This window comes from Achromobacter spanius, from assembly GCF_029637605.1.
Taxonomy (GTDB): Bacteria; Pseudomonadota; Gammaproteobacteria; order Burkholderiales; family Burkholderiaceae_B; genus Achromobacter; species Achromobacter spanius_E.
Map to the genome: position 1 here is coordinate 3,234,361 of NZ_CP121261.1, position 26,887 is coordinate 3,261,247.

The window sequence follows — 26,887 nt, forward strand, 5'->3', positions numbered from 1 at the left end:
ATGAAATCCTTTCTCCAGTCCGAGAAATTCCTGTTGCTGGCATTCGCCGTTGCCGCCGCGGGGTACGCACTTGATACGCAGCTAGGCGGCTACGGTCGACTGGTCAGCACCACCGAAACGGCCATACTGATCGGCGCCATTCTTTGCGCATCGCTAAGCGTGGCGCGCCACGCCGAACGCATCGCGCAAAAGCTGGGCGACCCTTACGGCAGCATGATCCTGACGCTGTCGGCGGTCTTGGTGGAAGTCATCGTGCTGGCCATCGTCTCGTCCAAGGGTGGCTCGACCACGCTGGTGCGCGACAGTATCTATTCAGCCGTCATGCTGGACATCAACGGCATCTTGGGTGTGGCGGCGCTGATCGGCGGATTCAAGCACGGCGAGCAGTCCTACAACGATGATTCCGCGCGCACCTATAGCGTGATGATCCTGACCGCGGTGACCGTGTCGATGATCATCCCGGAGTTCGTGCCGATGCCGGACTGGCGTGCGTACAGCGCCTTCACCATCGTGGCGATGCTGCTGCTATACGGCGTGTTCCTGCGCATGCAAACCGGCCCGCACAGCTACTTCTTCAGCTACAGCTATCCCGAAAAAAAGACGCGCCGCAACCAGCCTGCCGCCAGCCAGTCCAGTTGGCGTCCGTCAGCCGCCATCATGGCGGCCGGCATCATCGCAGTTGGCGCCCTGGCCGAATTGATGTCGCATTCGCTGAACCGCAGCCTGAAGGATGTTGACGTGCCCATTGGCCTGGTGGCGCTGATCGTGGCGGGCATTTCGGCGGCGCCGGAGATGCTGACCGCGCTGCGCGCCGCCCTGGCCAACCGCATGCAGTCGGTCGTGAACATCGCGCTGGGCGCTTCACTGTCCACGGTGATCCTGACCGTGCCCGCCATGGAAGCCATGGCCTTGATCTCCGGCCAGCGCATCGACATGGCGATGACGCCCGTACAAACCTTGATGATGCTGGTGACGCTGCTGGTGGCCGCCATCAACCTGAACGACGGCCAGACCAACGCCATCGAAGGCATGACGCACTTCGTGCTGTTCGGCACGTTCCTGATGCTGTTGGGGCTGGGTCTGTAGGCGCGGGCCGTCGGGTACGGAACACGCCGGTGCTTCCGGCTTGAACGCCGCGCGCATTGCCTGCCCCGCCAGCTTGAACAAAGTCCGCGCGGCGGGTGTCAGCCCCAGCATATGCATGCAGGCATGGATCATGCCCGGCAATCGGCAGGCGTTCGCCGCCACGCCGCCGTCGCGCAGGCGCTGCGCATAAGCTTCGCCCTCGTCGCGCAAGGGGTCGTATTCGCTGACCAGCACGGTGGCGGCGGGCAAGCCGGCCACCGTCTCCACCCGCAACGGCGATGCATAGGGCGATGCGCCATCTGATTCGTTCAGCAGGTAGGTAAACCAGCAGTACCGCATGACCTCTTCGGTCAGGAAAAAATTGCGGCCGAAGTCCTGGTACGACTGCGTGGTGAACGCATAGTCCATCACCGGATAGAACAGCAGTTGGTGGGCGATTGCCGGCCCGCCCTGGTCCCGCGCCATGATCGCCACGGCGGCCGCCAGGTTGCCGCCCGCCCCATCGCCGCAAACGACAAGCCGCCGTTCATCAATGCCCAGCACGTCAGCGTGGGCGCTGACCCATTGCAGTCCGGCGTACACGTCTTCGACCGACACGGGAAACTTGTGCTCGGGTGCCAGCCGGTAATCCACCGAGTACACCTTGCAGCGGGTGGCGTTGGCCAAGGCGCGGCACGGCTTGTCGTACAGATCAAGCGAACCCTGGAACCACCCGCCACCGTGCGCGAACACGATGGCGGGCATGGCCTTCTTTTTTCCGCATCGGGCTGGCGTATAGGCCCTGATCCGCAACGGCTGCCCGTCGTGGCACGTCGCCTGCAAGTCCGCGACGGCATCCACGGCCTCTGTTTCGCCTTGCAAGGCGCGCAGCCTGATCTCGGTCGCGGCGCGGATCTCTTGCAGAACCATCGGCGTGGACATGCTGGACAGCTTGACCAGGAATGCGCTGATGTGAGGGTCGACGGCCATGTTCGGGCCTCCCGCAATGGTTGTTGGTCAGTGGCGGCCCGCGTCGCTTTGATGGGCAAGCGACGCGGGCGTGGCCGCCTGACACGTTTCAGGTCAGCGCCATCCCGCCATCCACCCGCAAGACGACGCCGGTGATGAAGCTGCTGTCGTCCGACGCCAGGAACAAGGCGGCGCGCGCCAGCTCGTCCGGGGTCGCCATCCGCCCCAGCGGAATGGCCGAGGCCATGCCCTGTTCGAACGCCGCGCGGTTGGCGTCCGCCACGCCCAGCTTTTCCAGGATGGGGGTGTCGGTGGGGCCGGGGCTGAGCACGTTGACGCGAATCTTTCGGCTCTTGAATTCCAGGGCCCAGGCCCGCGCGAAGGCTTCGACGGCCGCTTTCGAACCGGCGTAGACCGCGTGGTTCTCCAGCACCTTGGTGCTGGCGATTGAGCTGGTCAGGATGATGCTGCCGCCATCGCGCATGACCGGCAACGCCTTGGTCACACCAAAGAACAGCGCCCGCGTGTTGACGCCGAACTGGCTGTCGTAGCTGTCCACGCTGACCGCCGTGGACGGTTCGATGTGGTTCATACCGGCGTTGGCCATGTAGATGTCGATGGGGCCGAAGCGTTCATGCACCTGTGCCATCAGGCGGTCGTGCGTGGCCAGGTCGGCCACGTCGCCCACCACGCCGAAGGCGGACGCGCCAAGCGCTTCCACGGCGTGGTCCACGGCCCCTTGCCGCCGCCCAAGGATCGCGACGCGCGCGCCTTGGGCCACAAAGGCCTGGGCCGTGGCAAACCCGATGCCGCTGTTGCCGCCCGTGATGACGGCTGTTTTTCCTGCAAGCTTCTTCATGTGTATTCCTTCATTGAACTCAACGGGCGGCGTGGCGCTTAGAAGTCCCAGATGACGGGCACCCAGCGATAGGCGTCGCCTTCCACTGCGATGCGACCGACGGACGGGAACGGCAAGTGCGCCGCCACCAGCAGCCCACGGTTCTGCGCCAGTTCTTCGAACAGGCCGATGCGCACGCGCGTCGATTCTTCGGGATCATGTTCAAAACCGTTCTGCCATTCGGGGTGGTCAAAGCCCACCGGAAACATGGCGTCGCCGGCAAAGGTCAGGCGTTCACCGCCCGACACCAGGTCGACGACAGAATGCCCGGGCGTGTGGCCGCCCGTCACGCGCACGAAGACGCCTGGCGCCACTTCATGCTTGTCCTGGAAGATGTGCAGGCGGTCGCGGTATTCGTTGTAGAAAGCGGTGGCGGTGGTCTTGAGCACCGCCGGCACCGGATTGGGCATGACGGTTTGCGAGAAATCGGGCGAGGTCCAGAAGTCGACTTCGGCCGCCGACACGTGGATGCGCACGTCGGGACGCAAGCGCCGCTTTACCTCGTCGACCAAGAGGCCGCCCACGTGGTCCATGTGCATGTGGGTGATGATCACGTCGGTGACCGACTCCAGCGCGATGCCGGCGGATTCCAGGCGTTGCGGGAACATCCCCGCACGCGGAAAGCCCGGAAACTGACCGCCCAGGCCGGCGTCGATCAGAATGGTCTGCTTGCCGCTGCGCGCCACCATCACGTTCAAGGGCCAGTCGAACGCGTCGGGCGGCATGAACATGTAGTCCAGCCAATTCGCCAGCTCGGCGGGGTCAACGTTGGTGGCCATGGTGGAGGTGGGCAGCGGCAGCACGCCGTCGCTGACGACCATTGCGTCAATATCGCCCACTTGAACGGCGTAGCGGGAAGGGACCAGATCCACGGGTTGGTGGGCGTTGGCTTCTTGGATGTTGTCAGTGGCAAACATGGCAAATCTCCTGAGGGGCGGCCGAGCAGGCCGCAATGAAGAGGGGGGGGTGATGAACAGCGGTAAAGCACTGCGGCTAAGCACCGCAGTGAAGAGGCCCCGTCGCGCGATCAGGCGCGCAGGAAGGCAAGCAGGTCGGCGTTGATGCGGTCTTGCATCGTGGCGGTCAGGCCGTGCGGCGCGCCGGGGTAATAGAGTTCCTTGGCGTGCTTGACCAGCCGCGCGGCCTTCTTGGCGGAGTCGTGCAGCGGCACGATCTGGTCGTCTTCGCCGTGCATGAAAAGGGTCGGCACCGTGATCTTCTTCAGGTCTTCCGTGAAGTCCGTTTCAGAGAACGCCTTGACGCATTCGTAGGCGTTCTTCTGGCCGCTTTGCATGCTCCACAACCAGAACTGGTCCAGCATGCCCTGCGACACTTTGGAGCCATCGCGGTTGGCGCCGTAGAAGGGCACGGCCAGCTCTTTGTAGAACTGCGAGCGGTCGCCGGCCACGCCCTTGCGGATGCCGTCGAACACTTCAATAGGCTGGCCGCCAGGGTTGGATGCGGACTTGAGCATCACCGGCGGCACCGCGCCGATCAGCACGGCGCGGGCGACACGCTTGGCGCCGTGACGGCCGATGTAGCGCACCACTTCGCCGCCGCCCGTGGAGTGGCCGACCATCGTGATGTTCTTCACATCCAGCGCGTCAAGCAGTTGCGCCAGGTCGTCGGCGTAGGTGTCCATGTCGTTGCCGGACGAGGGCTGCGCCGACCGGCCGTGACCGCGACGGTCATGCGCGATGACGCGAAAGCCATTCTGCGCCAGGAAGTGCATTTGCCCATCCCAGGCATCCGCGTTCAGCGGCCAGCCGTGCGAGAACGTGACGACCGGGCCGTCGCCCCAGTCCTTGTAGTAAAGCTGCGTGCCGTCTTGGGTGGTGAAGGTGCTGGATGTCATGCGTGTGCCTTGGGTGGATTGCGGGTTGCGTGGACTGAGTTGCGAACTGGCTTGCGCGCCAAGCGCGAAAGCGCTGGTCGCCAGCGCCGCGCTGCCGGCAAGCAGCGTGCGGCGGGTGGCGCTGTGGGTGGCGCTGTGGGTGGCGCTGTGGGTGGCGCTGTGGGTTGAGTTGCGGGTGGTGTTGTGGCTGTCGGTCATGTGTGCCCCTTGGGTGGAAGAAGATGACGAGCGAATCGTAGGTCTGGCCTCCGAGGCGCGGTAGGTCCTCATCGGGAAGCGCACTGTTGTGCCGTGGACACCAATGCACAAGGCCCGCGAATTGTTGTCGCGCGCACAACACCATGCGTCCTTTGCCACGCCTACCGCATCGCGCGCCGCGTCTCTAGCATGGGCTTAGTCGTTGCACGACCCGGCCTGCGCAAGCTCGCTTTCTGCAACTTCTGATCCATCTACTTCCTACATGATGCGAGGCGAAGAATCGTGAAGACAGATCGTTGCGCCACCTCGACCAGTACCTCCCATGCCGCCGCATGAATGGATCGCGCAATACGGCGCGCTACTGGTCTTTCTTAACGTGCTGGGCGCGTCGCTGGGCCTGCCTGTGCCCGTCATGCCGACGTTGATCGCGGTGGGTGCCTGCCATGCCGTGCGGCCGGCCGGTTCGTGGATGGCGGCCATGCCGCTGTGCCTGATGCTGGGCGCGGCCGTGCTGGCCGGTGTGCTGGCGGACCTGATCTGGTATGTGGGCGGCGTGCGCTATGGCCCTCGCACGCTGAACACCGTGTGCAACCTGACGTTGTCACGCGATGCCTGCGTCACGAAGACCGAGAAGTTCTTTGGCCGCTGGGGCGTGCGCCTGCTGATCGTGGCGCGCTTCGTGCCCGGCCTGTCGTTAGTGGCCGTGCCGCTCTGCGGCGCCATGGGCGTGCGCTTGCGGTCTTTCATCTGGCACGACTGCGTGGGCGTGGCGCTATGGGCATCGGTGGGCCTGGTGCTGGGCGCCAGCTTCGCGGCGCAGATTCATCAACTGTTGGGTGCGTTGTCGGCGGTGGGCGGGCAGGCGCTGATCGGGCTTGGCGTACTGGCGGCGACGTATCTGGCGTACCGCTGCGCACGGCGCGTGCGGCGGTCCCGGACGCAGGGCAAGCCGCCCATTGGCACGCGTTAACGTGGCAACTGGACATGACAAGCCAGCCCGCGCGCGGCGTCTTCGCGCTTGTCGCCACCTGCGCGCTGCGGCAAAATACGTGGCTTCACGCCTCCCTTCCCCGGGCGTTGGCTCCCCCCATGACCGACTCCGCGTCCCTCTTCGAGTGTCACCGCCCCCGCCTGTACGCCATCGCCTATCGCATGCTGGGCGCGGTTGCCGAGGCGGAAGACGTGGTGCAGGAAGCGTGGCTACGTTGGCACGGCGCCGACCGCGACGCGGTGCAGAACGCCGAAGCCTGGCTGGTCACCGCCACCACGCGCCTGTCCATTGACCGCCTGCGCGCCGCCAAGGCCGAACGCGCCCACTACACGGGCGTATGGCTGCCCGAACCCATGCTGATGGCCGCGCCGCCATCCACCCCTGAACAAATCCACGAGATGGCCGACGATGTGTCGGTGGCGTTTCTGTTCATGCTGGAACGCCTGTCACCCGACGCGCGCGCGGCCTTCCTGATGCGCGACGTGTTCGACGCCGACTACGAAGACATCGCGCAAACGCTCGACAAGACCCCGGCCGCCATCCGCCAACTGGTGCGACGGGCCAGGCTACAGTTGCGCCAAGGCGCCCCGCGCGAAACGGTCCCGCGCGCAACCTTGCAACGCCTGCTGCTGACCTTTGCCGACGCCATGCAGCGCAGCGACTTCCACGGCCTGCATGCCCTGTTGAGCGACGACGCCGAACTCATCGGCGACGGTGGCGACAAGGTCACAAGCTTTGCCAGCCTGGTGGGGGGCAAGCGCCTGGCGCAACTGTTCTACGCGGGCAAGCGCCGCTACCGCGATTCCTTGCACGTCGACGTGGTGCAGGTGAACGGGCAATGGACGCTGCTGCGCTTCATTGATGGCCAGCTTGAATCCGTGCAGTCCTACGAGACAGACGGTGAACGCCTGACGCGGGTGCTGGTGCAACGCAATCCCGACAAGCTGGCGCGCATTGCGGCGGCGTTGGCGCGGCAAGGCTGATCGCCGCCGTCTACGCCAGGGTGTTGTTGCATGCCAGGCAACATGGTGGTCCCTCGCGCAGGCCTACCGCCGCGCGGGCGGCACTTCTACGATGGGCTTGTCATCATTTCACCAAGGACACGCCATGTCGAAGATCACGAAATTCGGGTTGCCGTTTCTCGCCGCCAGCGCACTGCTGAGCCCGCTGGCCGATGCCGCGGCCCCGGGCCACCCCGCCACGCCCGCCGATGCCATTGTCACGGAACTCATGACGAAAGCCCTGCCGGATATTCCCGGCAAGGATGCCGTGATGATCACGGTGGACTATCCCCCAGGTGCGGTCGACCCTGTCCACCGCCACGACGCCTACAGCTTCGTATACGTGCTGGAAGGCAGCATCGTCATGCAGGTCAAAGGGGGCAAGGAAGTCACGTTGACCCCGGGCCAGACATTCTTTGAAGGGCCGGACGACATCCACACCGTGGGCCGCAATGCCAGCCAGACTCAGCCGGCCAAGTTCGTGGTGGTGCTGATCAAAAAAAAAGGGGCGCCCATCCTGACCCCGATCCAATAAGGGACTTATCAAACTTTGCATGACCAAACTGGCTTTCCCGGGTGGAAAGCCAGTTTTTTTTGCGTCGCATGTCACAAGATTGCCCCGCGCGCCGTCTTAGCAGTAGGATCAACCAACATTGCGGCGCCGCCATCATGTCGACACCCTACCCAGCCTCCCCTGCCATCCCCGCCCCCAATGGACCAGATTCCCTGGCCGACAGCTTCGCCACCAGCTATGCCGGCGTGGTGGCGTTTCTTGCGGTTGCGACGGAAGGCAATTTCGCCAAGGCCGGCGACCGGCTGGGCATCGGCCGCTCGGCCGTCAGCCGCAGCGTGCAGAAGCTGGAAGACCAGTTGGGTACCCGGCTGTTCGTGCGCACCACGCGCAACACCTCGCTGACCCCCGAGGGTCAGCGCTTTTACGAGCAATGCCATCCGGGCGTGGCGCGCATCATCCAGGCCTTGGACGACATGCGCGAACTGCGCGAAGGCCCACCGTCGGGCCAACTGCGCGTGTGCTCAACGGTGGGCTTCGGCCGCAAGATCGTCGCGCCGCTGTTGCACGGCTTTCGCGCAGCCAACCCGGGGATCTCGATAGAGCTGCTGCTGGATGACGGCCCCACCGATTTCACGACGGACCGCGTCGACGTGTCGTTTCGCAATGGCCGCATGGAAGACAGCCAGGTGATCGCCAAGAAGGTGATTCCCATGCAGATGCTGCTGTGCGCCTCGCCCGCCTACGCCGCCAAGCACGGTTTGCCGACCAGCGTTGACGACATCGCCGAGCACCCTTGCGTGAACTTCCGCCTGGCGTCGGGGCGCGTGTACGAATGGGAGTTCAAGGTGGGGGGCTATCTGCGCAAGGTGGCGCCGCCCGCCATGCTGACCTTCAACGACGCCGACCTGGTGTTGCAGTCGGTGCTGGACGGGCACGGCATCGCGCAAATGGCCGCTTACCAAGTCTGCGACCACTTGCGCGCGGGCAGGCTGGTGGCCTGCCTGCCGCAACATGCGCCCGACGACCGCGGGCATTACCTGTGCTTTCTAAGCCGTCAGCATCTGCCGGCGCGCATGCGCGTGTTCATCGACTACATGACGGAAGGCATCCGTGCCATGGACCTGCATATTCTGGATAGCCTGCTGCCCAAGCAAGCCTGAGTTGCTTGGCGGTCGGCCGCTACTGGGTCAGCGCCACCACGCTTTCTATGCCGCCTTGGGCCATCTTGGCGTACGGACACAGGCGCTCGGTGTTGCGCACCAGCTCTTCGGCCACGTCACGGGCCACGCCGGGCAGATGGATGTTGACCTCGGCCTTCAGCGCAAACAGGCCATCGACGGGGTCGCGGCCGAACGATACGGTGGCCGTCACCGACGCATCCGGCAGCGACAGGCCCGAGCGTTCGGCCAGCATGCTCAGCGCGCCATGAAAGCACGCCGCATAGCCAGCCGCGAACAATTGTTCGGGGTTGGTTCCTCCACCCTTGCCGCCCAGTTCAACCGGCAAGCGCAGTTCTACGAATAATTCGCCGTCATCCGAGATGGCAATGCCCGAGGCGCGGCCATGCGCGGCCTCCCCGCCGCGCACCGTCACGCTGGTGGTGTAGAGGGGACGAAAGTCCCCTCCCCGATACTTGTCCAGCAGAGCCTGGGAAGGCGGCCGCAGTTTGCTCATTGTGTTCCTTGTCTCCGCCGCGGGTTTCCGTTGCTATTTTTCGCCGCTATTTTCTGGCGCCGGAGTTTGCACCCGACTGACTGAACCAGGTCTCGAAGTCGATCTTGCCCAGGCGCGGGGTCGATCGTGGCACCAGCGTGTCGTCGTTGAGCAATGCGCCAAAATAGCGCGCGTCCGGGTCCGCCCGCACGTGGCGGGTGTCGCCGATTTTACCCAGGTAGCGCTGCACCAGATCGGCCAGACGCACCTTCTCCGGGCCGGCGATTTCCACCGTACCGTTCACCGGCGTACCCAAGGTCGCGTCCGCCATGGCCAGCGCCACATCGTCCGACGCAATCGGCTGCACATAGGCGGGCGACAAGCGGATTTCATTGCCTTGCGCACCCGACTGCACAATGCCGCCCAGGAACTCGAAGAACTGCGTGCTGTGCACGATGGTGTACGGAATACCCCCGGCTTCGATCAGGTCTTCCTGCGCGATCTTGCCGCGAAAGTACCCGCTTTCCGCCAAACGGTGCGTGCCCACCACCGACAGCGCAACGTGGTGGCGCACGCCGGCTCGGGCCTCGGCCGCCAGCAGGTTGCGCCCCGAGGCCTGGAAGAACGCCAGCACCGCCGCGTCTTCGAACGATGGCGAGTTGGCCACGTCAACCACCGTATCCACGCCCGCCAGCGCATCGTCCAGGCCCTCGCCGGTCACCGTGTTCACACCCGTGCCGGGCGAGGCCGCAATGGCCTCATGACCACGCTCGATAAGCAGGTTGACGAGTTTGGAGCCGATCAGGCCGGTACCGCCAATGACTAGGATTCTCATGATGCGTCCTTAGCTGAACGTGGCCTTGTCCAGGCCATAGGCTTTGTCGGCCGAACCGGGCACGGTGCGAAAGCCGACGTTAAGGCGGTTCCAACCATTGATGGCCATGACCGCGAAGCTGAGATCCGAGATTTCCTTCTCGGACAACTCGCCGCGCACGCGCTCATAAATCTCGTCGGACACGCCGTGCGCGCCCAGCGTGGTCAGCGCTTCGGTCCAGGCCAGGCAGGCGCGCTCGCGCGGCGAAAACTCGTTGGATTCGCGCCAGATCGCCACATGATGCAGGCGCAGTTCCCCTTCACCGTGGATCTTGGCTTCTTTCACATGCATGTCCAGGCAGAAGCCGCAGCCATTGATCTGCGACGCGCGGATCTCGACCAGGCTCAGGATGGACGATTCAATCGCGCTCTTCTTCAAAAGCATGCCGAATTCGACGAACTTCTTGAACAGCTCGGGCGATTGCGCAAAGGCGTTAAGACGTTGACTCATGGTGATTTCCCTGGATAGTGTGGCGCGGTCCGGCTGGGCTTAGCCGGCGATTGCGCGTGCTTGAACGACGCCCAAATCGTAGGTCGGCTGGCAGGGCAGCAGTAGACCTGGGCAAGGGACCATGGTGTTGCCTGGCGCGCAACAATCGTCGACGAGCCGCGCGCCGAGCTTTCGCAGCCGGCAGGCAACAGACAACAATATCCCGCTAGAATGCGCGACATCATGCGCGCAATTCCGTCTTTCCTGAACCGCGGCAACGCCGGCCTTTGGCTGGTGTTGGTGCTGTTTGCGCTGAAGGCGATTGTGCCGCAGGGCTTCATGCCTGCTACCCATCAGAGCGGCACGCTGATTCAGTTGTGTTCCGCTGCCGGCCCCATCTGGGTGCAGGGGCCGTCCAAGCCAGACCAGGCGCCCGACGAACGGCATGCCGCGCAGGCCGCAACGTGTCCGGTGGGCATGGCGCTTGCCGCCGTGGCGCTGCCGCCCTCGCCGGTCTTGCAGGTGGCGATGGCGGCCGTCATGGTGCATCCGCAGGCGGCACGGGCGCCGCCCTCATCCCTTCATCCCTCGCTTGTTGGGGCGCCGCTAGGCGCGCGTGCCCCGCCTCTCGTCTCGGTATTTAGCTGATTCCCTTGCCGCCTTCGCGCGGCCTGTCTTCGCTTACCGAGAATTCTCATGACTTTTTCTTCCGCCAGGGCGCGCCGCGCCCTGAAGCGGCGCGTGGCCATTCGCGTCGCAGATCGCGCCACCAATCGCATGCCGAATCGCCTAGTGATGGGCGTGGCTGCCTCCACCGCGCTTGCCCTCACGTCCGTGCTGCACGCGCAACCCGCCCCCGTCGCCACCCTGCCCGTGATTTCCGTGTCGGGCGATGCGCCCTCACCCACCTTGCTGGAACCCACCGCCACCGGCAACCTGCTGGGCCTGACGCCGTTCGAGACCCCCGCCAGCATCGAGATCATCAGCAACGAGCAGTTGCGCGCGCGCGGCGCCACCACCGTCACCGACGCCATCACCCAGGCGGCGGGCATCAGCGCCATGCGTCATCCTGGCAACGGCGGGTCGTCCCTGTCGTCGCGGGGGTTCACCGATTCGAACTCCGTTGCCCAGCTGTATGACGGCGTGCGCCAGTACGGCGGCGTGGGCCAGACCTTCATCTATGACCCCTGGGCCGTCGACCGCATTGAAGTGCTGCGCGGCCCCGCGTCGGTGTTGTATGGCGAAGGCGCCATCGGCGGCGTCGTGAACGTGATCCCCAAAAAGCCCACGCGCGGTCCCATCGAAAACGAGTTGATGACGACCATCGGCACGCACGACACCCAGCGCTTCGGGTTCGGCAGCGGCGGCGCGCTGGATGACAAGTGGTCGTACCGGCTGGACATCAGCGGCAACCACACGGACTCCGGCATCAGCCTGGGGGACTCGCGCGACGCCGCCGTCACCGCCGCCTTGCGCCTGGACGTATCGCCCGCGCTGAACTTCACGTTGACGCAAGCCTATGCCTGGCAGGAACCCACCCGCTACTTCGGCACGCCCTTGGCGAACGGCACGATGGATTACGGCCTGGCCAGGCAAAACTACAACGTGGCCGACAGCAAGATCATCTACCGCGACAGCCGCACGGAACTGAAAGCGGAATGGTCGCCCAACGCGGCCACCACGGTCAGAAGCCGCGTCTACTACATCGGCAGCAATCGCGACTACCGCAACGCCGAAAACTACACCTGGCTGCCGGGCAACCTGATCGAACGTAGCGGCTACACCGAGATCGGCCACGATCAGGAGCAAACGGGCACCGTGACCGATGCCGCCTTCGACGGACATCTGTTCGGCCTGGCGAACAAGGTGGCGGTCGGCTTCGAACTGAACCGCGCATCGCTCAAGCACACCAACAATTCGCCGTACTCGGGCACGTCGGTGGTGGATGCCTATGACGTGGACCATGGCCGCTTCATCAACGTCGCGGGCACCACGCCGCGCTACCGCAACACGGCCAGCCAGTACGCGCTGTTTGCCGAAGACCGGTTGATGCTCAACAGCCGTTGGTCGATTCTGGCGGGGCTGCGCTACGACCATATCGACTTGAAGCGACGTGACCTGGTGGCCGACGAGACCGCTTATCGCACCACGTTCAGCAACGTCGGCTGGCGCGTGGGCACGGTGTACGAAGTGCTGCCCACCGTGTCCGTCTACGCGCAGTATGCCGAGGCCGCGGACCCAATCGGCAGCCTGCTCTTGCTGTCGCCGGCCAACAAGAACTACGAGCTATCGCAGGGCAAGCAGTTGGAGATCGGCGTGAAGCAGACGTTCTGGGACAACAAGGGCCAATGGACCCTGGCGGCCTATCACATCAAGAAGAACAACCTGGTCACGCGCGACCCCAACGACCCCGCGCTGCGCATCCAGGTGGGCGAGCAATCGTCGCGCGGCGTCGAGGCCACGCTGGGCGTGGAACTGACGCCCGCCTGGCGGCTTGACCTGAACGCAGTCGCGCTGCGCGCCCGCTACGACGACTTCAACGAATCGGTGGGCGGCGTTGCCGTGTCGCGCAGCGGCAACGTACCGACGGACGTGCCCGAGCGCGTGGCCAACGCCTGGCTCAGTTGGAAGTTCGCGCCGCAATGGACCGCCAGCGCCGGGGTGCGCTATGTGGGTAAACGCTACGCGGACGCGGCCAACCGATTGGAGATGGCGGGCTACACCACCACCAATCTGGCGCTGCAATGGGAGCCCCGGCGCGACCTGAGCCTGGCCTTGCGCGCATTCAACGTGTTTGACCGCCAATACGCCGAAACGGCCTACTACAACCAAACGCAATGGCTGGTTGGCGAGGGTCGCCGCGTGGAGCTCAGCGCGAATTACCGGTTCTGAAGCACCGGGTGGCGGGTGGAATCAAACCGCCGCCACCCGCCAAATCCTGACAAAAAGCTGACTTCCTTCGCGGGGGCATACGCGGATTGCGCTTCGTTTTATCGCAGATATAATTCCGTCCGATAAGCATTCTCATTTAGATTGGGGCGGAGATTTTGACCAAGAATATTCAAGCTAAGGGCGTGTTGCGCGCCAAATGGCTGGGCCCGGTCGCGGCCTTGCCTTTGGTCCTTCCTTTTTGCAGCGCCTGGGCGCAATCCAGCGCACCCACCACTACATTGCAGCCCGTCACGGTCACTGCGGGTTCTGTGTCGGACGCCGAACTGCCCCCCGCCTATGCGGGCGGACAGGTGGCGCAAGGCGCGAGGCTTGGGTTGATGGGCAACCAGGACGTGATGGACACGCCGTTCAACGTCACGAGCTACACCGCCGAACTCATCCAGAACCAGCAGGCCCGCACGCTGGCCGACGTGATGGCTAACGACCCGTCGGTGCGCTTCACCACATCCAGCGGCCACGCCTACGAAAACTTCCGCATCCGGGGCTTTGACGTCAATCAGAACGATGTGGCCATCAACGGCATGTACGGGCTGGCGCCCATGGGCCGCACGCCGCTGGAATTCGTCGAGCGCGTTGAAGTGCTGAAAGGCCCCAACGCCCTGTTCAGCGGCATGGCGCCCAGCGGCGCGGTGGGCGGCACCATCAACCTGGTGCCCAAGCGGGCCGGCGACACGCCCAACGCCACGTTCGGCGTCAACTGGCAGGCCGACGGGCAACTGGGCACCACCATTGACGCCGGCAAGCGCTTTGGCAGCAGCGGCGAATGGGGCGCGCGCGTCAACGGCGCCTTCAGCGACGGCGCCACCACGCTGGACGGCCAATCCAGAAAGCGCGAGTTCCTGTCGGCTGGGCTGGACTATCGCGGCAGCGCCTTGACGGCGTCCATCGATGCTTATCACAGCCAGGAATCGTTCACGGGCGGCACGCCGGCCATGTTCTGGTTCGGCGGATCTGTCGTGCCAGACGCGCCCGATCCCCGCATCAACCAGTTCAGCACGGGCTATGGCAGCATCCAGAGCAACGCCGTGGTCGCGCGTGCCGAATACCGCGTCAACGAAAGCATCTCGGCCTTTGCGGGCGTGGGCCGGCGCGACAGCCATCAATCCGGCTTGATCAACGGCACCCACGCGCGGCAGATTGACACCAACGGCAACTTCACGGGCATCATGATCGGCCAGCGCGCCTACACCGACGCCACCTCGGCCGAAGCGGGGCTGCGTTCACGCTTCAAGACCGGCAGCGTGGGGCACGAACTGGTACTCCAGGCGTCCATCCTGGACCTGGAAGACGGTTCGGCCACCGGCACGGCGTCCACCTTCCGCTCGAACATCTATGACCCGATCACACCGGTCATGCCGGCGGTGCCGGGCAGCGCGCCCAAGACGGCTGAGAACACCCTGACCAGCCTAGCGCTGGTCGACACGATGTCCTTTCTTGACGACAAGCTGCTTGTCACGGCCGGGCTGCGCAACCAGCGCGTAAAGACCACGAACTTCGACAAGCTGGGCAACACCACGTCGCGCTACGACAAGGACGCCGTGACGCCGGCTGTTGCGGTCGTCATCAAGCCCTGGGGGCCGGATGTTTCGCTATACGCCAACTACGTGCAGGGCCTGAGCAAGGGCGACAGCGTCACCGACACCACGGCAAGCAACTACGGGCAGGTCTTCGCGCCGTACAAGACCGAGCAGAAAGAGCTGGGCATCAAGTGGAACGCGGGCACCTTCACCAACACGCTGGCGCTGTTCCAGATTGACAAGCCCATGCTGGTCACCGAGGGCACAACCGCCAACCCGACCTATGCGGACGGCGGCGAAAAGCGCGTGCGGGGCGTGGAATGGAACACCTTCGGCGAACTGGCCCGTGGCGTGCGCGTGCTGGGCGGCGTGACATATACCCAGGGCACGCAGGTCAAGACGTCGTACGGCCGCTATGACGGCAACACGGCCGTGGGCGCGCCGCGCTGGCAAGCCAACACCGGTCTGGAATGGGATACCCCGTGGGCGCCCGGCCTGACCTTGAGCGGCCGCGTGCAGGCAACATCCAGCCAGTACGCCGACTCGGCCAACAAGCTGCGCGTGCCTGGCTGGGGGCAACTGGACCTGGGCGCCCGCTATGCCACCAAAATCAATGGCCAAGACGTCGTGCTGCGCTTGAACGTCAACAACGTGTTCAACAAGTATTACTACGCAGGCATCTTCAGCGACACGACGCCCATCGCAACGCTGGGGCCGGCGCGTACCGTCACCGCGTCCGCCAGCATCAGCTTCTGATCAGCATGGGCGCGCCCTGCCCGCTTGCCGAGACCGACCATGCAAGTCGTGATTCCTCTTAGCCTGACCGTCATGTTCCTGGGTTGCCTGTGCCTGTATCTGGCCTCGCCAAACCAGCGATGGCGGGCAGCGCCCGCGCGCGCGCTGCCCGCCCGAAGCGCGGGCGCCGTCTTGCTGGCGCTTTCGGCGTGGGGCTGCTTGCACGCGTTCACAGCCGTCGCGGCCGTGTTCGTCTTCTGTACCGGCCTGATGCTGTGCTTCAGCCTCATTCCGTACCTGGGCGCATTCATCGACATGCGCAGAAGGGGTTCGCATGAAGCCGGCTGAGTCCACTACGCCAGGCAAGCCCGCCAAGCCCGCCCCCATCCAGCGCGACTGGATATCCAAAAGCCTGGCGGGCGCGGTGCTCGGCTTCGCGCTGGCGCTGGGGGCCAGCGCCTTGCTGGCGCACCTGACCGCCGACATCGCGCTGGCCACGCGTTCGCAGCTTGCCATGTGGTTGGTGCCGCCGGTGTGGCTGGGCGTGCTGGGCTTCGTCTACTTCTTTACCAGCGGCCTGCGCGCCTGGGCCTGGCTGGGCGGCGCATGCGTAGTCCTGACCGGCGCGCTGTTCCTGACCGGCGCGCTTGCGCTTTAAGAGCCCGCCATCATGCATGCCCAATACCCATGAAAGCCGACTACATCCGCATCTATAAATCGGTTCATACCTGGACCGGCATCCTGACGGGCATGGCGCTTTTCATCGCCTTTTATGCGGGCGCCTTGACGGTATTCAAGGAGCCGCTGGCCCGCTGGGCGTCGCCACAATCGACGGTGTCTTTCGTGCCGCTGGAAGCCGCACCGGACCTTATCGCCAAGACCCTGGCGGCGCGTCCCGACGTGGCCAAGGGTTTCACCATCCATCTGCAAGACGCCGAAAACGTGCCCGCCCGCCTGGGCTGGGAAGTGCGCGACGCGCAGGCCGACGATCACGATGAATCATCGGTGCGCCACTACGCCGCGCATCTGGATGCCAACGCTGAGCTGCATGTGGAGGACACCGCGCCCAGCGGGTTAGCGGCGTTCATCGACGTGCTGCACCGCGTGGTGGGCCTGCCCGTGGACAGCGACCCCAACCGCTGGATCATGGGCGTTATCGCATCCCTGTACGCGCTGGCGCTGGTGTCCGGCGTCATCGTGCTGCTGCCGTCACTGGTGAAGGACTTTTTCGCCTTGCGCATCGGCAAGAACCTGAAGCGCATGTGGCTGGACGCGCACAACGTGGTGGGCATTGTGTCGCTGCCGTTCCATCTCGTCATGGCGCTCAGCTCAGTGGTGTTCGCGTATCACGATGGCATTTACGACCTGCAAGACAAGCTGATGTACGACGGCAAGCTGGCGTCCGTGTTCCAGCGAGCGGGCGGCGCGGCGCCGAGCGGTGCGCCGCGCGACCCGGCCGCCATGCTGACGCCTTCCGAACTGGTGGCGCAAACGCGCGCGCTGGCGCCGGGCTTCGAGCCCAGCATGTTGCAGTATCAGCAGGTGACCGGGCCGCGCGCCATCGTGCGCATCTGGGGCAAGGACGACAGCGCGGTGTTGCCCCGCGCGCGCGGCGGCTTTGTGGCCATGGACCCGTACAGCGGCAAGGTGCTCAACAGCGATTACCTGCCGGGCAAGCAGGACGCGCCCAATCTATGGATCAGCAGTTTCTTTGCGCTGCACATGGCGTCGTTCGGTGGCGTGGCCGTGCAGTGGCTGTACTTCCTGCTTGGGTTGGCGGGCGCGTGGCTGTTCTATAGCGGCAATCTGCTCTGGATTGAAACGCGCCGCAAGCGGGCCGACCGCAAGACGGGCGCGGTGCCCGTACAGCGCCTGGACGCGCGGTTGATGGCGTCGGCCACCGTGGGCGTCTGCCTGGGCTGCGTGTGCGGGATCTCGCTGATGATGATCGCCTCGAAATGGCTGAACGGGCGGGTGGGCGACCTGAACGCCTGGTTGCAAGGCCTGTACTACCTGGCCTTCTTCGCGTGCGTGGCATGGTCGTTCTTGCGCGGCGGCGCGAAGGCGGGCCTGGACTTGCTGTGGCTGGCCGCGGCGCTGACGCTGGCCATTCCGCTGACCTCGCTGTTGGGTGCCTTGTTCCCCGGCACGGGCCTGTGGATGCATACCTCGCCCGCCGCGCTGGCCGTTGATGCCACGGCCTTGGCCGGCGCAGCGGCGTTTGCCTGGATGGGGCGCGCCACCGCGCGTCGCCTGGCGCTTGGGGCGGCCGACAGCGTTTGGGCCCGCAAGCCGCTTGCAGTCCAGCAGGAGTAACGGCGCGGCCCCTCTCTTTGTACTCACGTTAATGATATTGGATATCACGCTTGAGATATCAATTGAGATATCAGTTGAGATACCAGGCGTGCCTACACGGATGTTTATGCAGAAACAGAACGGTTCATATTGGCGCAATGGCGTGGCGTTGGCATCGCTGGCCCTGGCCTTGGCAAGCATGGCGCCGGGCATGGCGACGGCACAGTCCAAGCAAGGCGTGGTCACGCCGCAAGCCCACGCCGACGAGCGGATCAGCCTGCAAAAAGCAGAGTTTCTAGCCGGCACGTGGACGGCGGATAGCGGCGTGACGCTGGATCTGCTGGACGCCGCCGGCCGCCATGTGCGCCGGCTGAGCGACAACGAGAAGCCCGCCGGCATCCTGATGCTGGTGGCGCCCGCCAACGGCGTCTATACGGTGCGCGCGCAAGGCCAGGGCGCCTATGAATGGGCGGTGACCGAGCGCTTGCCCCTATCCGCGCAGCAGGCGCCGGCGGCAACGATAGACAGCCCGCGCCTGGCCGCGCTGGCCGCAACGCTGGCGCAAGGCGGCACCACCGACGCGTTCTGGAAAGACGTTGCCCAGCAAGGCACGCCGCTGGTTGAAGCGGTGGATGCCACGCACGACCGCATCACCTTCCTGTGGCGCGGCGCGCAACGCAATGTGCGCCTGTTCGGCGGCCCGTCGTCAGACCACGCGCAACTGTCCCGGTTGGGGAATTCCGACGTCTGGCATGTCAGCTTTGTCGTGCCCCGGTCGGCGCGCCTGTCGTATCGCCTGGCGCCCGACGTGCCGGAACTGCCGGGCTCGGGCATGGCGCGGCGGCGCGCCATCCTGGCCACGGCGCAGGCCGACCCCTACAACCCGAAGGTGTATCCCCAACAAGGCGTTGACGCCTTTCAGACCTACTCCGTGGTGGCGCTGGCCGACGCCCCGCCGCAGCCCTGGGTGGAACCGCGCGCGGGCGTGCAGGCGGGCACGGTCGAAACGCTGGAACTGCGCAGCGAACGTCTCGGCAACACGCGCAAGATCCACCTGTACCGACCGGCGCGCTGGCAGCCCGGCGCGGCGGACAACCACGTGCTGGTGCTGTTCGATGCCGGCGCCTACCTGGGCCGCGTGCCCACGCCAACCATTCTTGACAACATGATTGCCGCGGGCGTGATTCCTCCGACCGCCGCCCTGCTGATCGACAACCCCACGGCGGAATCGCGGGGCCAGGAATTGCCGCCCAACCCAGACTTTGCCGACTTCCTGGCGCTGGAGCTCATGCCCTGGGCGCGAGGACAAGGCATCAGCGCTCCGGCTGCGCGCACGGTGATTGGCGGATCCAGCTATGGCGGGCTGGCATCCGCCTACGCGGCGCTGCGCCATCCCGAGGTGTTCGGCAACGTGCTCAGCCAATCCGGTTCTTATTGGTGGGCGCCGAAGGGCGAGGAGGACCAGTGGCTGACGCGGCAGTTCGTCACCGCCCCCACCCTGCCGGTGCGCTTCTTCCTGGGCGCCGGCCTGTTCGAATCGGGCCGTGGCAACCAGCCTGGCATCCTTGAAACCAACCGCCACCTGCGCGACGTGCTGCGCGCCAAGGGCTACCGCGTCACGCATCGCGAAGTGGCGGGCGGGCACGACTATCTGGTGTGGCGCGGGACCTTGTCGGATGGTTTGTTGGACCTGATCGGCACGGCAAAGAAATAAGGGCAACAAAGCCTGAGTCCTGGCCTCAGCCCTGCCGGTAAAACGCCCCCGGCGGCACCCCAAAGTGCTTCTTGAACATGGCCGCGAATGCGCTCTGGCTGGTGTAGCCGTGTTCCAGCGCCACATCCACCACCCGCGCCCCGCTGGCAAGATGTTCCAGCGCCAGCAGCAGCCGCGCCTGCCTGCGCCACTGCCCTAGCCGCATGCCGGTCTGTTGCTGAAACTGCCGGTGCAAGGTGCGGGTGGACAGGTGCAGCCGGGCGGCCCACTCGTCCAGTGTCAACGCCGCATCGGGTTCGCGCATCAAGGCGTCGCAGAATCTCCTGAGCCGCGCGTCCGCCGGCATCGGCAGATACAAGGGCAACACCGGCAGGCTGCGCAATTCCTGCAACAGCAAGTGCAGCAAATGCCAATCGCGGGACCCGGGACTGATCTGCGCGCCAAGTTCCACGTCCACCGCCGCCACGATCAGTTCCCGCAACAAGGGCGAGATGTCCAGCACACAACTGCGCGCGGGCAGGTAGGCGGCAGCATGGCCATCGACGAACACGGTGCGCACGCGCACCGCGCCGTGCATGCGGACGGAGTGCGCCACGTCGGCCTCAAGCCAGACGCCGCGGGTGGGCGGCACCACCCATCGGCCGCCTTCCGCGTCGATGGTCATCACGCCCTGGATGGCGTATAGCAATTGCGCACGGTCGTGGCGATGGGGCGCGATGAAGTGGCCGTCGGGGTAGTCCACCGCCAAGGCGGCGGCCGGTGCGCCGGAAGCCGCGAACGCGGCGTAGAAGGGGGAATCATCCATATTGGCGGTTTTGCGAGTTGGCAGTTTTGCGATAACTGGCGACATAGTAGCGCCAGACGGACGCACCCCCGCGCGGCACCATGCAAGGCTCGTTCTGGAGACCTTCATGTCCATCACTTCCCTGCTCTTTCCGTTCATGGCCATCGTGCTGTGGGCGGGCAACGTCATCGTGTCCAAGCTGGCCGCGTCCGCGATTTCACCCACGGCCATCACCTTCTACCGCCTGATCCTGGCGCTGGCGCTGATGACGCCCTTTGTGCTGCCGGCGCTGCGGCGCAACTGGGCGTCGGTGCGGCCGCACCTGGGCAAGATGGCCATCAGCGGCTTGCTGGCCATGGCGCTGTTCCAGAGCCTGTCGTACCGCGCGGCCGAAAGCACCACGGCTACCAACATGGCCATCGTCACCGCGCTGGTGCCCTTGTTGACCGCGATACTCAGCGTGATCGTGCTGGGTGAAGCGTTGACGGTGGGCATGGCGGTGGGCGGCGTGCTGTCGTTCGTGGGCCTGTTGTACGTGGTGGGCCAAGGCGACATCGCCGCCATCGCGCGCAACGGCGTCCATGCGGGCGACCTGCTGATGCTGCTGGCGTCCTTGTCCTACGCGCTGTATGGCGTGCTGCTGCGCCGCTGGCGCTTGACGATTCCGGCATGGCAGGCGGTATACCTGCAAGCCGTGGCCGCGCTGGTCTTCATGCTGCCGTTCTTCCTGGTGCTGCCGGCGGGCGCGGCGTCGCTGGACGCGCGCACCTTGCCGCTGATTGCCTACGCCGGCATTGGCTCATCCATTCTGCTGTCGTTTTTCTGGATTCAAGGCGTGAAGCACCTGGGGCCGAACCGGTGCAGCATCTTCATCAATCTGCTGCCCGTGTTGACGGCCGTGCTGGCCGTGGCGATGTTGGGCGAACAGATGCACGCCTATCACGTCATCGGCGGCAGCATGAGTTTGATCGGCGTGCTGATTGCGCAGACGGTGCATCGGCCGCTGCATGGCGCGCGCGTACCCTCGCCGACCTAGAAGTCCACCGTGGCCGACAACAGCACCGTGCGCGGCGCGCCAATGGTCAGGCCGTTGGACGAGGCCGACGCCCAGTAGGCTTTGTTGAAGACGTTTTCCACGGTGGCGCGCAGCGTGACGGGCGTGTTGCCGGCGCGCCAGGCGTAGCGCGCGCCCAGGTCCACGCGCGTCCACGCGGGAATTTCCTGGGTGTTCCTGGCGTCCAGGTATTGCGAGGTGGTGCGCAGGGCGCGCGCCGAGACAGTCAGGCCAGGCGCGAACGGCGTGTCCCATTCCACGCCCACGTTCATGCTGTAGCGCGGCGTGCCGGGCGCGACGTTACCCTCGGTCGTGGCGTTGCCGGTTTTGGTGAGGCGGCCATCCAGGTACATGACGCCGGCCAGCAGGCGCACGTTATTGACGGGTTCGCCGAACACGTTCAGTTCCAGGCCGCGATTGCGCTGCATGCCGTTGACGGCATAGACGCCGGTGACCGGGTCTGTCAGCCCGCTCGGGCGGCGAATCTGGAAGGCGCTGAAGGTGGCGCCGATGTCGCCGTAGTCCACCTTCACGCCGGCTTCGACCTGTTCAGACTTGATCGGCGCGAACACTTCGTTGGCGTTAACGGCGGTGAGCGGCGCGGTGGGGCCTTCGCTCAGGCCTTCGATGTAGTTCGCGTACACCGACACGTTCTGCGTGGGCTTGCCCAACAGCGCGATGGCCGGCGTGACTTTGCGCTTGTCGTAACGGCTGGTGCGCTTGCCGGTTTCGTCATACTGCTCGGTGACAACGCGCTGCGACCGCGCCCCCACCGTCAGTTGCAGGCGTTCATCCCAGATCGACAGCGTGTCCGCCAGGGCCACGCTGGTCAGCCGGGATTCGCCGGATTTGGGAATGTCGGTGTCCAGCCCCGCAAGCGAAGGCGCGGACGTGGGCAGCGGCGTATACAGGTTGGAGCGGACGGGGTCGAAGTCGTAGCTGAGGTTGCCGAAGGTCTTTTCGAACTGCGTGGCGCTTAGCGACACGGCGTGCGATACCGCGCCCGTGGCAAAGCGAGTGCGCGCGCCGATCTCGCCGGTGTGTACGCTTTCATCGCGCAGAAAATACGTGGGGCTGGCCGAGAAATTGCCGGCGGCGTCGCGCGCCGTGACATTCATGCGCAGGAATTTGTAGTCGCCGTCACGCGCGCCAAACGCGCCGTAGACCATCGTGTGATCGGTGATGTCGTGTTCGGCGCGCAAGGCGATGTAGGTGTCGCGGGAATTGGCGTAGGTCCAGTCGGGTGCGTAGCCACGGTCCACGCGCTTGGCGTCCGGCACAGGTACGCCGGCGGCGACGCCCACGCGCTCCTGCGGGGCATCGACCTTGCGGTCCTGGTGGCCGATGTCCGCCGACCAGCGTGTGCGTTCGCCTCGGTAGTCCAGGCCCAGCGTCATCAAGCCGCGCGTGGTGTGTTGCGAGCCCACGCCCGTGTCGCCGCCCTTGTAGGCGCCATTGACGCGGATGCCCAGTTCGCCCTTGTCGCCAAAGCGTTGGCCCAGGTCCACATGGCCGCCCGCCACGTTGTGCGTGCCGTAGCTGGCGGTGACTTGCCGCGTGGGCGTATCTTCCGCCCGCTTGGGCACCACGTTGATCGCACCGCCCACACCGCCCGACGGCGCCATGCCGTTGAGCAAGGCGTTGGGGCCTTTCAACACTTCAACGCGCTCAAGGCTTTCCACGGCCAGCGCGTAGGTGGGCAAGACGCTGTACAGGCCATTGAACGCGATGTCGCTGTTCAGGACCGGAAAGCCCCGAATGGAAAACTGGTCGAAGCGGCTGGTCTTGGGGTTGGTGTTCTGCACCGAGGCATCGTTGGACACCACGTCGGCCACGCTCTGCGCTTGTTGTTGCTGCATCAAGGTGCTGGTGTACGCCGCTACCGAAAAAGGCGTGTCCATGATGCTTCGCTCGCCCAGCATGCCGACGCTGGCGCCGCTGGCCACCTGGCCGCCGGCAAACGCGGGCATCAAGCCGCCGGTGTAGGCGCCCGTCACCGTTACCGCGTCCAACTGGGTTACGGCATTGGCGGGCACGGCGGACAGCGTGTATTCGTTGGCCCCGGCCGGAACGGCGCGCAGGCCCGAGCCTGACAGCAGCGCGGCAAAGCCTTCCGCCACCGAGTAGTTGCCGTTCAGCCCCGACGACTGCATGCCTTGCACCAGCGTGCCCGGAAAGGACAAGCGCACGTTGGCCTGGGTGGCGAACTGCGACAAGGCCAGGCCCAGCGGGCCGGCGCCTATGCGGTAGTCGCGCGTGACGGACTGGGCGGCGGGCGCCTGGGATTGCGCCACCGCGCCGACGGGCAGCAATACCGAAAAGCACAGCAGCACGGCCGCGCGGACCGGGGAAGAACGGAATTGGGACATGAAGCAAGCACCGCGAGGGAGAGTTTCGGGGAGACGGACAGGGGTCACGCCACGGCCCGATCCCGGCAGGGTTTCAGGGCCTCTATCCTGTACACCGAACGACGCGGAAAAAGATGCCAACCCAAAGGCGGGGGATGCTACGAATGCGGATTGATCCGCTTGATTGGCGCACCGAATCAGCGACCTTCCGCTACGCACCACGCGCCTGGATCTGCACCCAATACCGCGTACGCGTGGCCACGCGCACCGGCAGCGTTCGGGCCAGCAACGCCAAGCTGGCGTCCGTGTCCCGCAATGAAAACGAGCCGTACACGCGCAGGTTCGCGACCTCGCTCGCGCAGTGCAGAAAGCCCGGGCGGTAGCGGGCCATGGCGCGCGTCCAATCGGCCAGGCGCATGTTGTCCGCCGTCAGAATGCCGCTGGTCCATGCGGGCGAAGTTTCCAGCAAGGCGGTGTCGGGCTGCGTCATGGCGGCATTGAACCTGGCCTGCCGACCCGCGCGCACGATCTGGCCGCCGCCATCGTTGGGGCGTACATCCACCGCGCCTTCGTAGACGGCAACCAGCGCGTCGTCTTGTTCCAGGCTGACCGTGAACTGCGTGCCGATGGCCTGCACACTGCCCATCGGTGTCTGCACCAGAAACGGACGCGCGGGCAAGTGGGAATCCGACGCCGTCGCCACGAAGATGCGCCCCGCCCGAAGCGACAGCAAGCGTTGCGAGGCCGAGTAGCGGACGTCGACCTGCGTGCTGGTATCCAGCGTCATCCGCGTGCCATCCGCAAGCGTTGCCTGCCGGATCTGACCGGTGGCGCTTTCCAGGTCCGCTTGCGTGGCGCGCCACGCCCAATAGGCCACGGGAGCGGCGACGGTAAGACCCAGCAGGCGGGCCGCCAGACGCCGTCGATCGGGCTTTGCCAGCCCTTTCAGGGCCTGCGCGCGCATGGGTTGCGGCACTTGCCCGAAGGCGCCCAGCACGCGCTCGGCCCGCGCCCAGGCCTGCGCATGCGCGGGGCTGCGGGCAATCCAGCAGGACAAGGCCTGCAAGCTGGCCGGGTCATCCGGGGCGTCGTGCAAGCGAGCCATCCAGCCCGCCGCTTCGGCCAACAGCGCATCCGGAACGGGCGGCGCGTTCATGGATCAATGGCGGTCAGGCACGCCAGGTACGCCTGCTGCATATGGCGGTTGACCGTGCGTACCGACAGGCCCGTGGCGGCGGCAATCTGCGCATACGTCAGGCCGTCCAGTTGCGACATGAGGAACACGCCGCGCACCCGCCCCGGCATCGCGTCCAACATGCGATCGATGCAGTACAAGGCTTCCAGGATCAAGGCCCGACTTTCCGGAGACGGCGCGGTGTCGGCGGGCAAGGCCGCCACCGATTCCGCGTAGGCCTGTTCCACGCTGCGGTGCCGCCAGAAGTCGACGACCAGGCCTTTTGCAACGTGAGTCAGGAACGCGCGCGGCTCGGGCATTTCCAGCGCGCGGTTGCTGGAATAGACGCGCAGGAACGTGTCGTGAGCCAGGTCCGCCGCATCCCAGGCGTTGCCCAGCCGCTTGCGCAGCCAGTTGTAGAGCCATTGATGATGATCGGCGTAAAGCCCGCTAAGGGCTAGCCGACGGGGCGCGGTGGATTCGGACATGGGAGCGGGAGGCGGCGCGGAATGTCGTATTGATAATGAGTAACGTTAATAATAACGGAAACCCATGCCGCCGCCCCCCGCTTCATCCGAACAGATTGATCCAGCCCATGGCTTCGCTGATGAACAGCGCCTGCGACATCAACAACAACGCCACCCACCCCCAGCGCCACGGGCGCATGCCCGTCCAGGCTTCACGCGCGGGCGCGGCGGGTGCGCCGACATGCCCGGCCTTTGCCCTGAGCGCGGCGCTGCCGCCCGCGATGCGCAGGCCGTAAAGATAGGCACCAGTCAGGCACAACGTGGTCAACGCCGCGCCGAAGACGAACCAGATCACGCGCACGGGCCAGGGGCCGAACGAGCCGAAATGCAGCGGGTCCGCCATTTCCGACAGGCGCTGATGCGGGCTAAGGTCAGCCGCGCCGCGCCGGGCGGCGGCATCGTCGGATAGCGGTAGCCGGATGGCGTTGGCCCGGTCGCGAACCAGCCACGCCTGCGTCTGCCCCTCCACTTGCCCGGCCCGGCCATCGGCATCCAGCCGCAAGACACGGATGTCCAGATCGGGCCACGCTTGATGCACGCGCGCCACGGCCGCGTCCAGCGTCTGGGCCGTAAAAGGCGAGGCGGCACGTGGCGCGTCCGGGGTGGTGATGGCGGGCAGCCGCGGCGCATGCCCGCCCAGCGATTCGACCAGATACCACAGGCCGGTCAACGCAATCAGCGTGCTGAACCACAGGCTCCACACCGCCAGCAGCCGATGGGTATCGCCCCAAGTCAAGCGACGCTTTCCCCGCCGTGGCCATGCCAGAAAGCCGCGCCACCAGCGCTTGTAGACGACCAGCCCCGTCGTGACCAGCACCAGCAGCGGTATCGACAAGGCCGACACCAAGGGCACGCCATAGCGCGTGGGCAGAAACAGATGCCGATGCGTATTGCGCAGCCAACGCTGAAGGCTGAACCAGGACGTGTCCCCGGTGACGATGGCGCGATACGGGTCGATCCATACGAAGCGTTGTTCGCCCTGCGGGGTGCGCATCAAGGCCCGCGCGGCAAAGTGCGAGCCGTGGGCGGCAGTGACGGATTGCAGCGTCCAGCCAGGGCGCGCCGCTTGCGCGGCCTGGACCATGTCGCCCCAACTTGCGCGCTGCGCGGCCGGGTCGACCCGCATGGCTGGCTGCACCAGCCAGTCCAGCTCGGTTGCGATAACGGCAAGCGTGCCGGTCAGACAGATGAACGCCATGAAGAGGCTTAGCTTCAACCCTGCCCAGCTATGCAGCGCAAACCACCATTTGCGCTGGGAAGGACCGGCGGATAGCAGGCGTGAGGTCGGGCTGGGCGGAGTCGAAGGGGATTTCATGCTGGCACGGGTGACTGAGGGCTCC

At 65.6% G+C, this 26,887-nt stretch carries 24 protein-coding genes and 1 pseudogene; 13 read left to right on the forward strand and 12 right to left on the reverse strand.

Translation table 11 applies throughout. The features are described from left to right. Positions 1–1,086 carry a calcium:proton antiporter gene (locus tag P8T11_RS14435; RefSeq protein WP_268081302.1) on the forward strand — a complete coding sequence of 362 codons (1,086 nt, stop codon included), beginning with the start codon at positions 1–3 and terminating at the stop codon, positions 1,084–1,086. 126 nt (positions 1,087–1,212) lie between these two features. On the opposite strand, the pseudogene P8T11_RS14440 reads toward P8T11_RS14435, so the two are convergent. The 4 genes and pseudogenes from P8T11_RS14440 to P8T11_RS14455 all read right to left on the reverse strand — a co-directional run. Further along, a pseudogene (locus P8T11_RS14440) lies at positions 1,213–2,055 on the reverse strand (alpha/beta hydrolase); the annotation flags it as partial. An 88-nt stretch (positions 2,056–2,143) separates the two neighbouring features. Continuing rightward, the gene (locus P8T11_RS14445) at positions 2,144–2,893 is read right to left on the reverse strand and encodes an SDR family NAD(P)-dependent oxidoreductase (protein ID WP_268081301.1); all 750 of its coding nucleotides are present in this window, start codon (positions 2,891–2,893) and stop codon (positions 2,144–2,146) included. Between the two features lie 38 nt (positions 2,894–2,931). Continuing rightward, entirely contained in the window at positions 2,932–3,849 is a 918-nt protein-coding gene (locus tag P8T11_RS14450; protein ID WP_268081300.1) for an MBL fold metallo-hydrolase, read from the reverse strand. Positions 3,850–3,959: 110 nt separating this feature from the next. Beyond that, positions 3,960–4,787 carry an alpha/beta fold hydrolase gene (locus tag P8T11_RS14455; RefSeq protein ID WP_268082355.1) on the reverse strand — a complete coding sequence of 276 codons (828 nt, stop codon included), beginning with the start codon at positions 4,785–4,787 and terminating at the stop codon, positions 3,960–3,962. 520 nt (positions 4,788–5,307) lie between these two features. Between P8T11_RS14455 and P8T11_RS14460 the strand changes: the two genes are divergently transcribed. The 4 genes from P8T11_RS14460 to P8T11_RS14475 all read left to right on the forward strand — a co-directional run bounded on the left by P8T11_RS14460 (position 5,308) and on the right by P8T11_RS14475 (position 8,651). Further along, positions 5,308–5,955: a DedA family protein gene (locus tag P8T11_RS14460; protein WP_268081299.1), complete on the forward strand. Its 648-nt coding sequence runs from the start codon at positions 5,308–5,310 to the stop codon at positions 5,953–5,955. A 119-nt stretch (positions 5,956–6,074) separates the two neighbouring features. Continuing rightward, the gene (locus P8T11_RS14465; protein ID WP_268081298.1) at positions 6,075–6,959 is read left to right on the forward strand and encodes an RNA polymerase sigma-70 factor; all 885 of its coding nucleotides are present in this window, start codon (positions 6,075–6,077) and stop codon (positions 6,957–6,959) included. A gap of 124 nt (positions 6,960–7,083) precedes the next feature. Then, a complete protein-coding gene (locus tag P8T11_RS14470; RefSeq protein ID WP_268081297.1) occupies positions 7,084–7,512 on the forward strand; it encodes a cupin domain-containing protein in 429 nt (142 codons plus the stop codon). A gap of 134 nt (positions 7,513–7,646) precedes the next feature. Further along, positions 7,647–8,651, forward strand: a complete 1,005-nt coding sequence (locus P8T11_RS14475) for a LysR family transcriptional regulator (RefSeq protein WP_268081296.1) — start codon at positions 7,647–7,649, stop codon at positions 8,649–8,651. A 19-nt stretch (positions 8,652–8,670) separates the two neighbouring features. Here the strand turns inward: P8T11_RS14475 and P8T11_RS14480 are convergent, their stop codons facing one another. From P8T11_RS14480 to P8T11_RS14490, 3 genes are read right to left on the reverse strand one after another with little or no spacing between them, the layout of a single operon-like run. Continuing rightward, positions 8,671–9,165, reverse strand: a complete 495-nt coding sequence (locus P8T11_RS14480) for an Ohr family peroxiredoxin (protein ID WP_268081295.1) — start codon at positions 9,163–9,165, stop codon at positions 8,671–8,673. A gap of 46 nt (positions 9,166–9,211) precedes the next feature. Then, positions 9,212–9,979: an SDR family oxidoreductase gene (locus P8T11_RS14485; protein ID WP_268081294.1), complete on the reverse strand. Its 768-nt coding sequence runs from the start codon at positions 9,977–9,979 to the stop codon at positions 9,212–9,214. 9 nt (positions 9,980–9,988) lie between these two features. Continuing rightward, a complete protein-coding gene (locus P8T11_RS14490) occupies positions 9,989–10,468 on the reverse strand; it encodes a carboxymuconolactone decarboxylase family protein (protein WP_268081293.1) in 480 nt (159 codons plus the stop codon). A 222-nt stretch (positions 10,469–10,690) separates the two neighbouring features. Between P8T11_RS14490 and P8T11_RS14495 the strand changes: the two genes are divergently transcribed. The 7 genes from P8T11_RS14495 (at position 10,691) to fes (ending at position 19,660) form a co-directional block, all read left to right on the forward strand. Next, positions 10,691–11,095 (forward strand): DUF2946 family protein, encoded by a 405-nt coding sequence (locus P8T11_RS14495; protein WP_268081292.1) that lies wholly within the window; start codon positions 10,691–10,693, stop codon positions 11,093–11,095. A 147-nt stretch (positions 11,096–11,242) separates the two neighbouring features. Then, a complete protein-coding gene (locus tag P8T11_RS14500) occupies positions 11,243–13,339 on the forward strand; it encodes a TonB-dependent receptor (protein ID WP_418910330.1) in 2,097 nt (698 codons plus the stop codon). A gap of 155 nt (positions 13,340–13,494) precedes the next feature. Continuing rightward, the gene (locus P8T11_RS14505; protein ID WP_268081290.1) at positions 13,495–15,672 is read left to right on the forward strand and encodes a TonB-dependent receptor; all 2,178 of its coding nucleotides are present in this window, start codon (positions 13,495–13,497) and stop codon (positions 15,670–15,672) included. Positions 15,673–15,711: 39 nt separating this feature from the next. Continuing rightward, positions 15,712–15,999 (forward strand): hypothetical protein, encoded by a 288-nt coding sequence (locus P8T11_RS14510; protein ID WP_268081289.1) that lies wholly within the window; start codon positions 15,712–15,714, stop codon positions 15,997–15,999. Further along, complete coding sequence (locus P8T11_RS14515; protein ID WP_268081288.1) at positions 15,986–16,309, forward strand: hypothetical protein; 324 nt, start codon at positions 15,986–15,988, stop codon at positions 16,307–16,309. Before P8T11_RS14510 ends, P8T11_RS14515 begins: the two co-directional genes overlap by 14 nt. Before the next feature lie 29 nt (positions 16,310–16,338). Next, on the forward strand, positions 16,339–17,967 hold the full coding sequence (locus P8T11_RS14520; RefSeq protein WP_268081287.1) for a PepSY-associated TM helix domain-containing protein: 1,629 nt from the start codon (positions 16,339–16,341) through the stop codon (positions 17,965–17,967). Between the two features lie 106 nt (positions 17,968–18,073). Continuing rightward, the gene (fes, locus tag P8T11_RS14525) at positions 18,074–19,660 is read left to right on the forward strand and encodes an enterochelin esterase (RefSeq protein ID WP_268081286.1); all 1,587 of its coding nucleotides are present in this window, start codon (positions 18,074–18,076) and stop codon (positions 19,658–19,660) included. A gap of 25 nt (positions 19,661–19,685) precedes the next feature. On the opposite strand, the gene P8T11_RS14530 is transcribed toward fes, so the two are convergent. Further along, complete coding sequence (locus P8T11_RS14530) at positions 19,686–20,465, reverse strand: AraC family transcriptional regulator (RefSeq protein WP_268081285.1); 780 nt, start codon at positions 20,463–20,465, stop codon at positions 19,686–19,688. Positions 20,466–20,571: 106 nt separating this feature from the next. On the opposite strand from P8T11_RS14530, the gene P8T11_RS14535 reads away from it, so the two are divergent. Continuing rightward, entirely contained in the window at positions 20,572–21,480 is a 909-nt protein-coding gene (locus P8T11_RS14535; protein WP_268081284.1) for a DMT family transporter, read from the forward strand. Here the strand turns inward: P8T11_RS14535 and P8T11_RS14540 are convergent. From P8T11_RS14540 to P8T11_RS14555, 4 genes are all read right to left on the reverse strand, one after another. Further along, the gene (locus P8T11_RS14540) at positions 21,477–23,867 is read right to left on the reverse strand and encodes a TonB-dependent receptor (RefSeq protein ID WP_268081283.1); all 2,391 of its coding nucleotides are present in this window, start codon (positions 23,865–23,867) and stop codon (positions 21,477–21,479) included. The two genes, P8T11_RS14535 and P8T11_RS14540, sit on opposite strands and share 4 nt — an antisense overlap. Before the next feature lie 190 nt (positions 23,868–24,057). After that, positions 24,058–25,002: a FecR domain-containing protein gene (locus P8T11_RS14545; protein ID WP_268081282.1), complete on the reverse strand. Its 945-nt coding sequence runs from the start codon at positions 25,000–25,002 to the stop codon at positions 24,058–24,060. Next, complete coding sequence (locus P8T11_RS14550) at positions 24,999–25,508, reverse strand: sigma-70 family RNA polymerase sigma factor (protein WP_268081281.1); 510 nt, start codon at positions 25,506–25,508, stop codon at positions 24,999–25,001. Before P8T11_RS14550 ends, P8T11_RS14545 begins: the two co-directional genes overlap by 4 nt. Before the next feature lie 82 nt (positions 25,509–25,590). Beyond that, positions 25,591–26,862, reverse strand: coding sequence for a PepSY-associated TM helix domain-containing protein (locus tag P8T11_RS14555; RefSeq protein WP_268081280.1), 1,272 nt, complete (start codon positions 26,860–26,862; stop codon positions 25,591–25,593). Positions 26,863–26,887 lie beyond the last annotated feature (25 nt).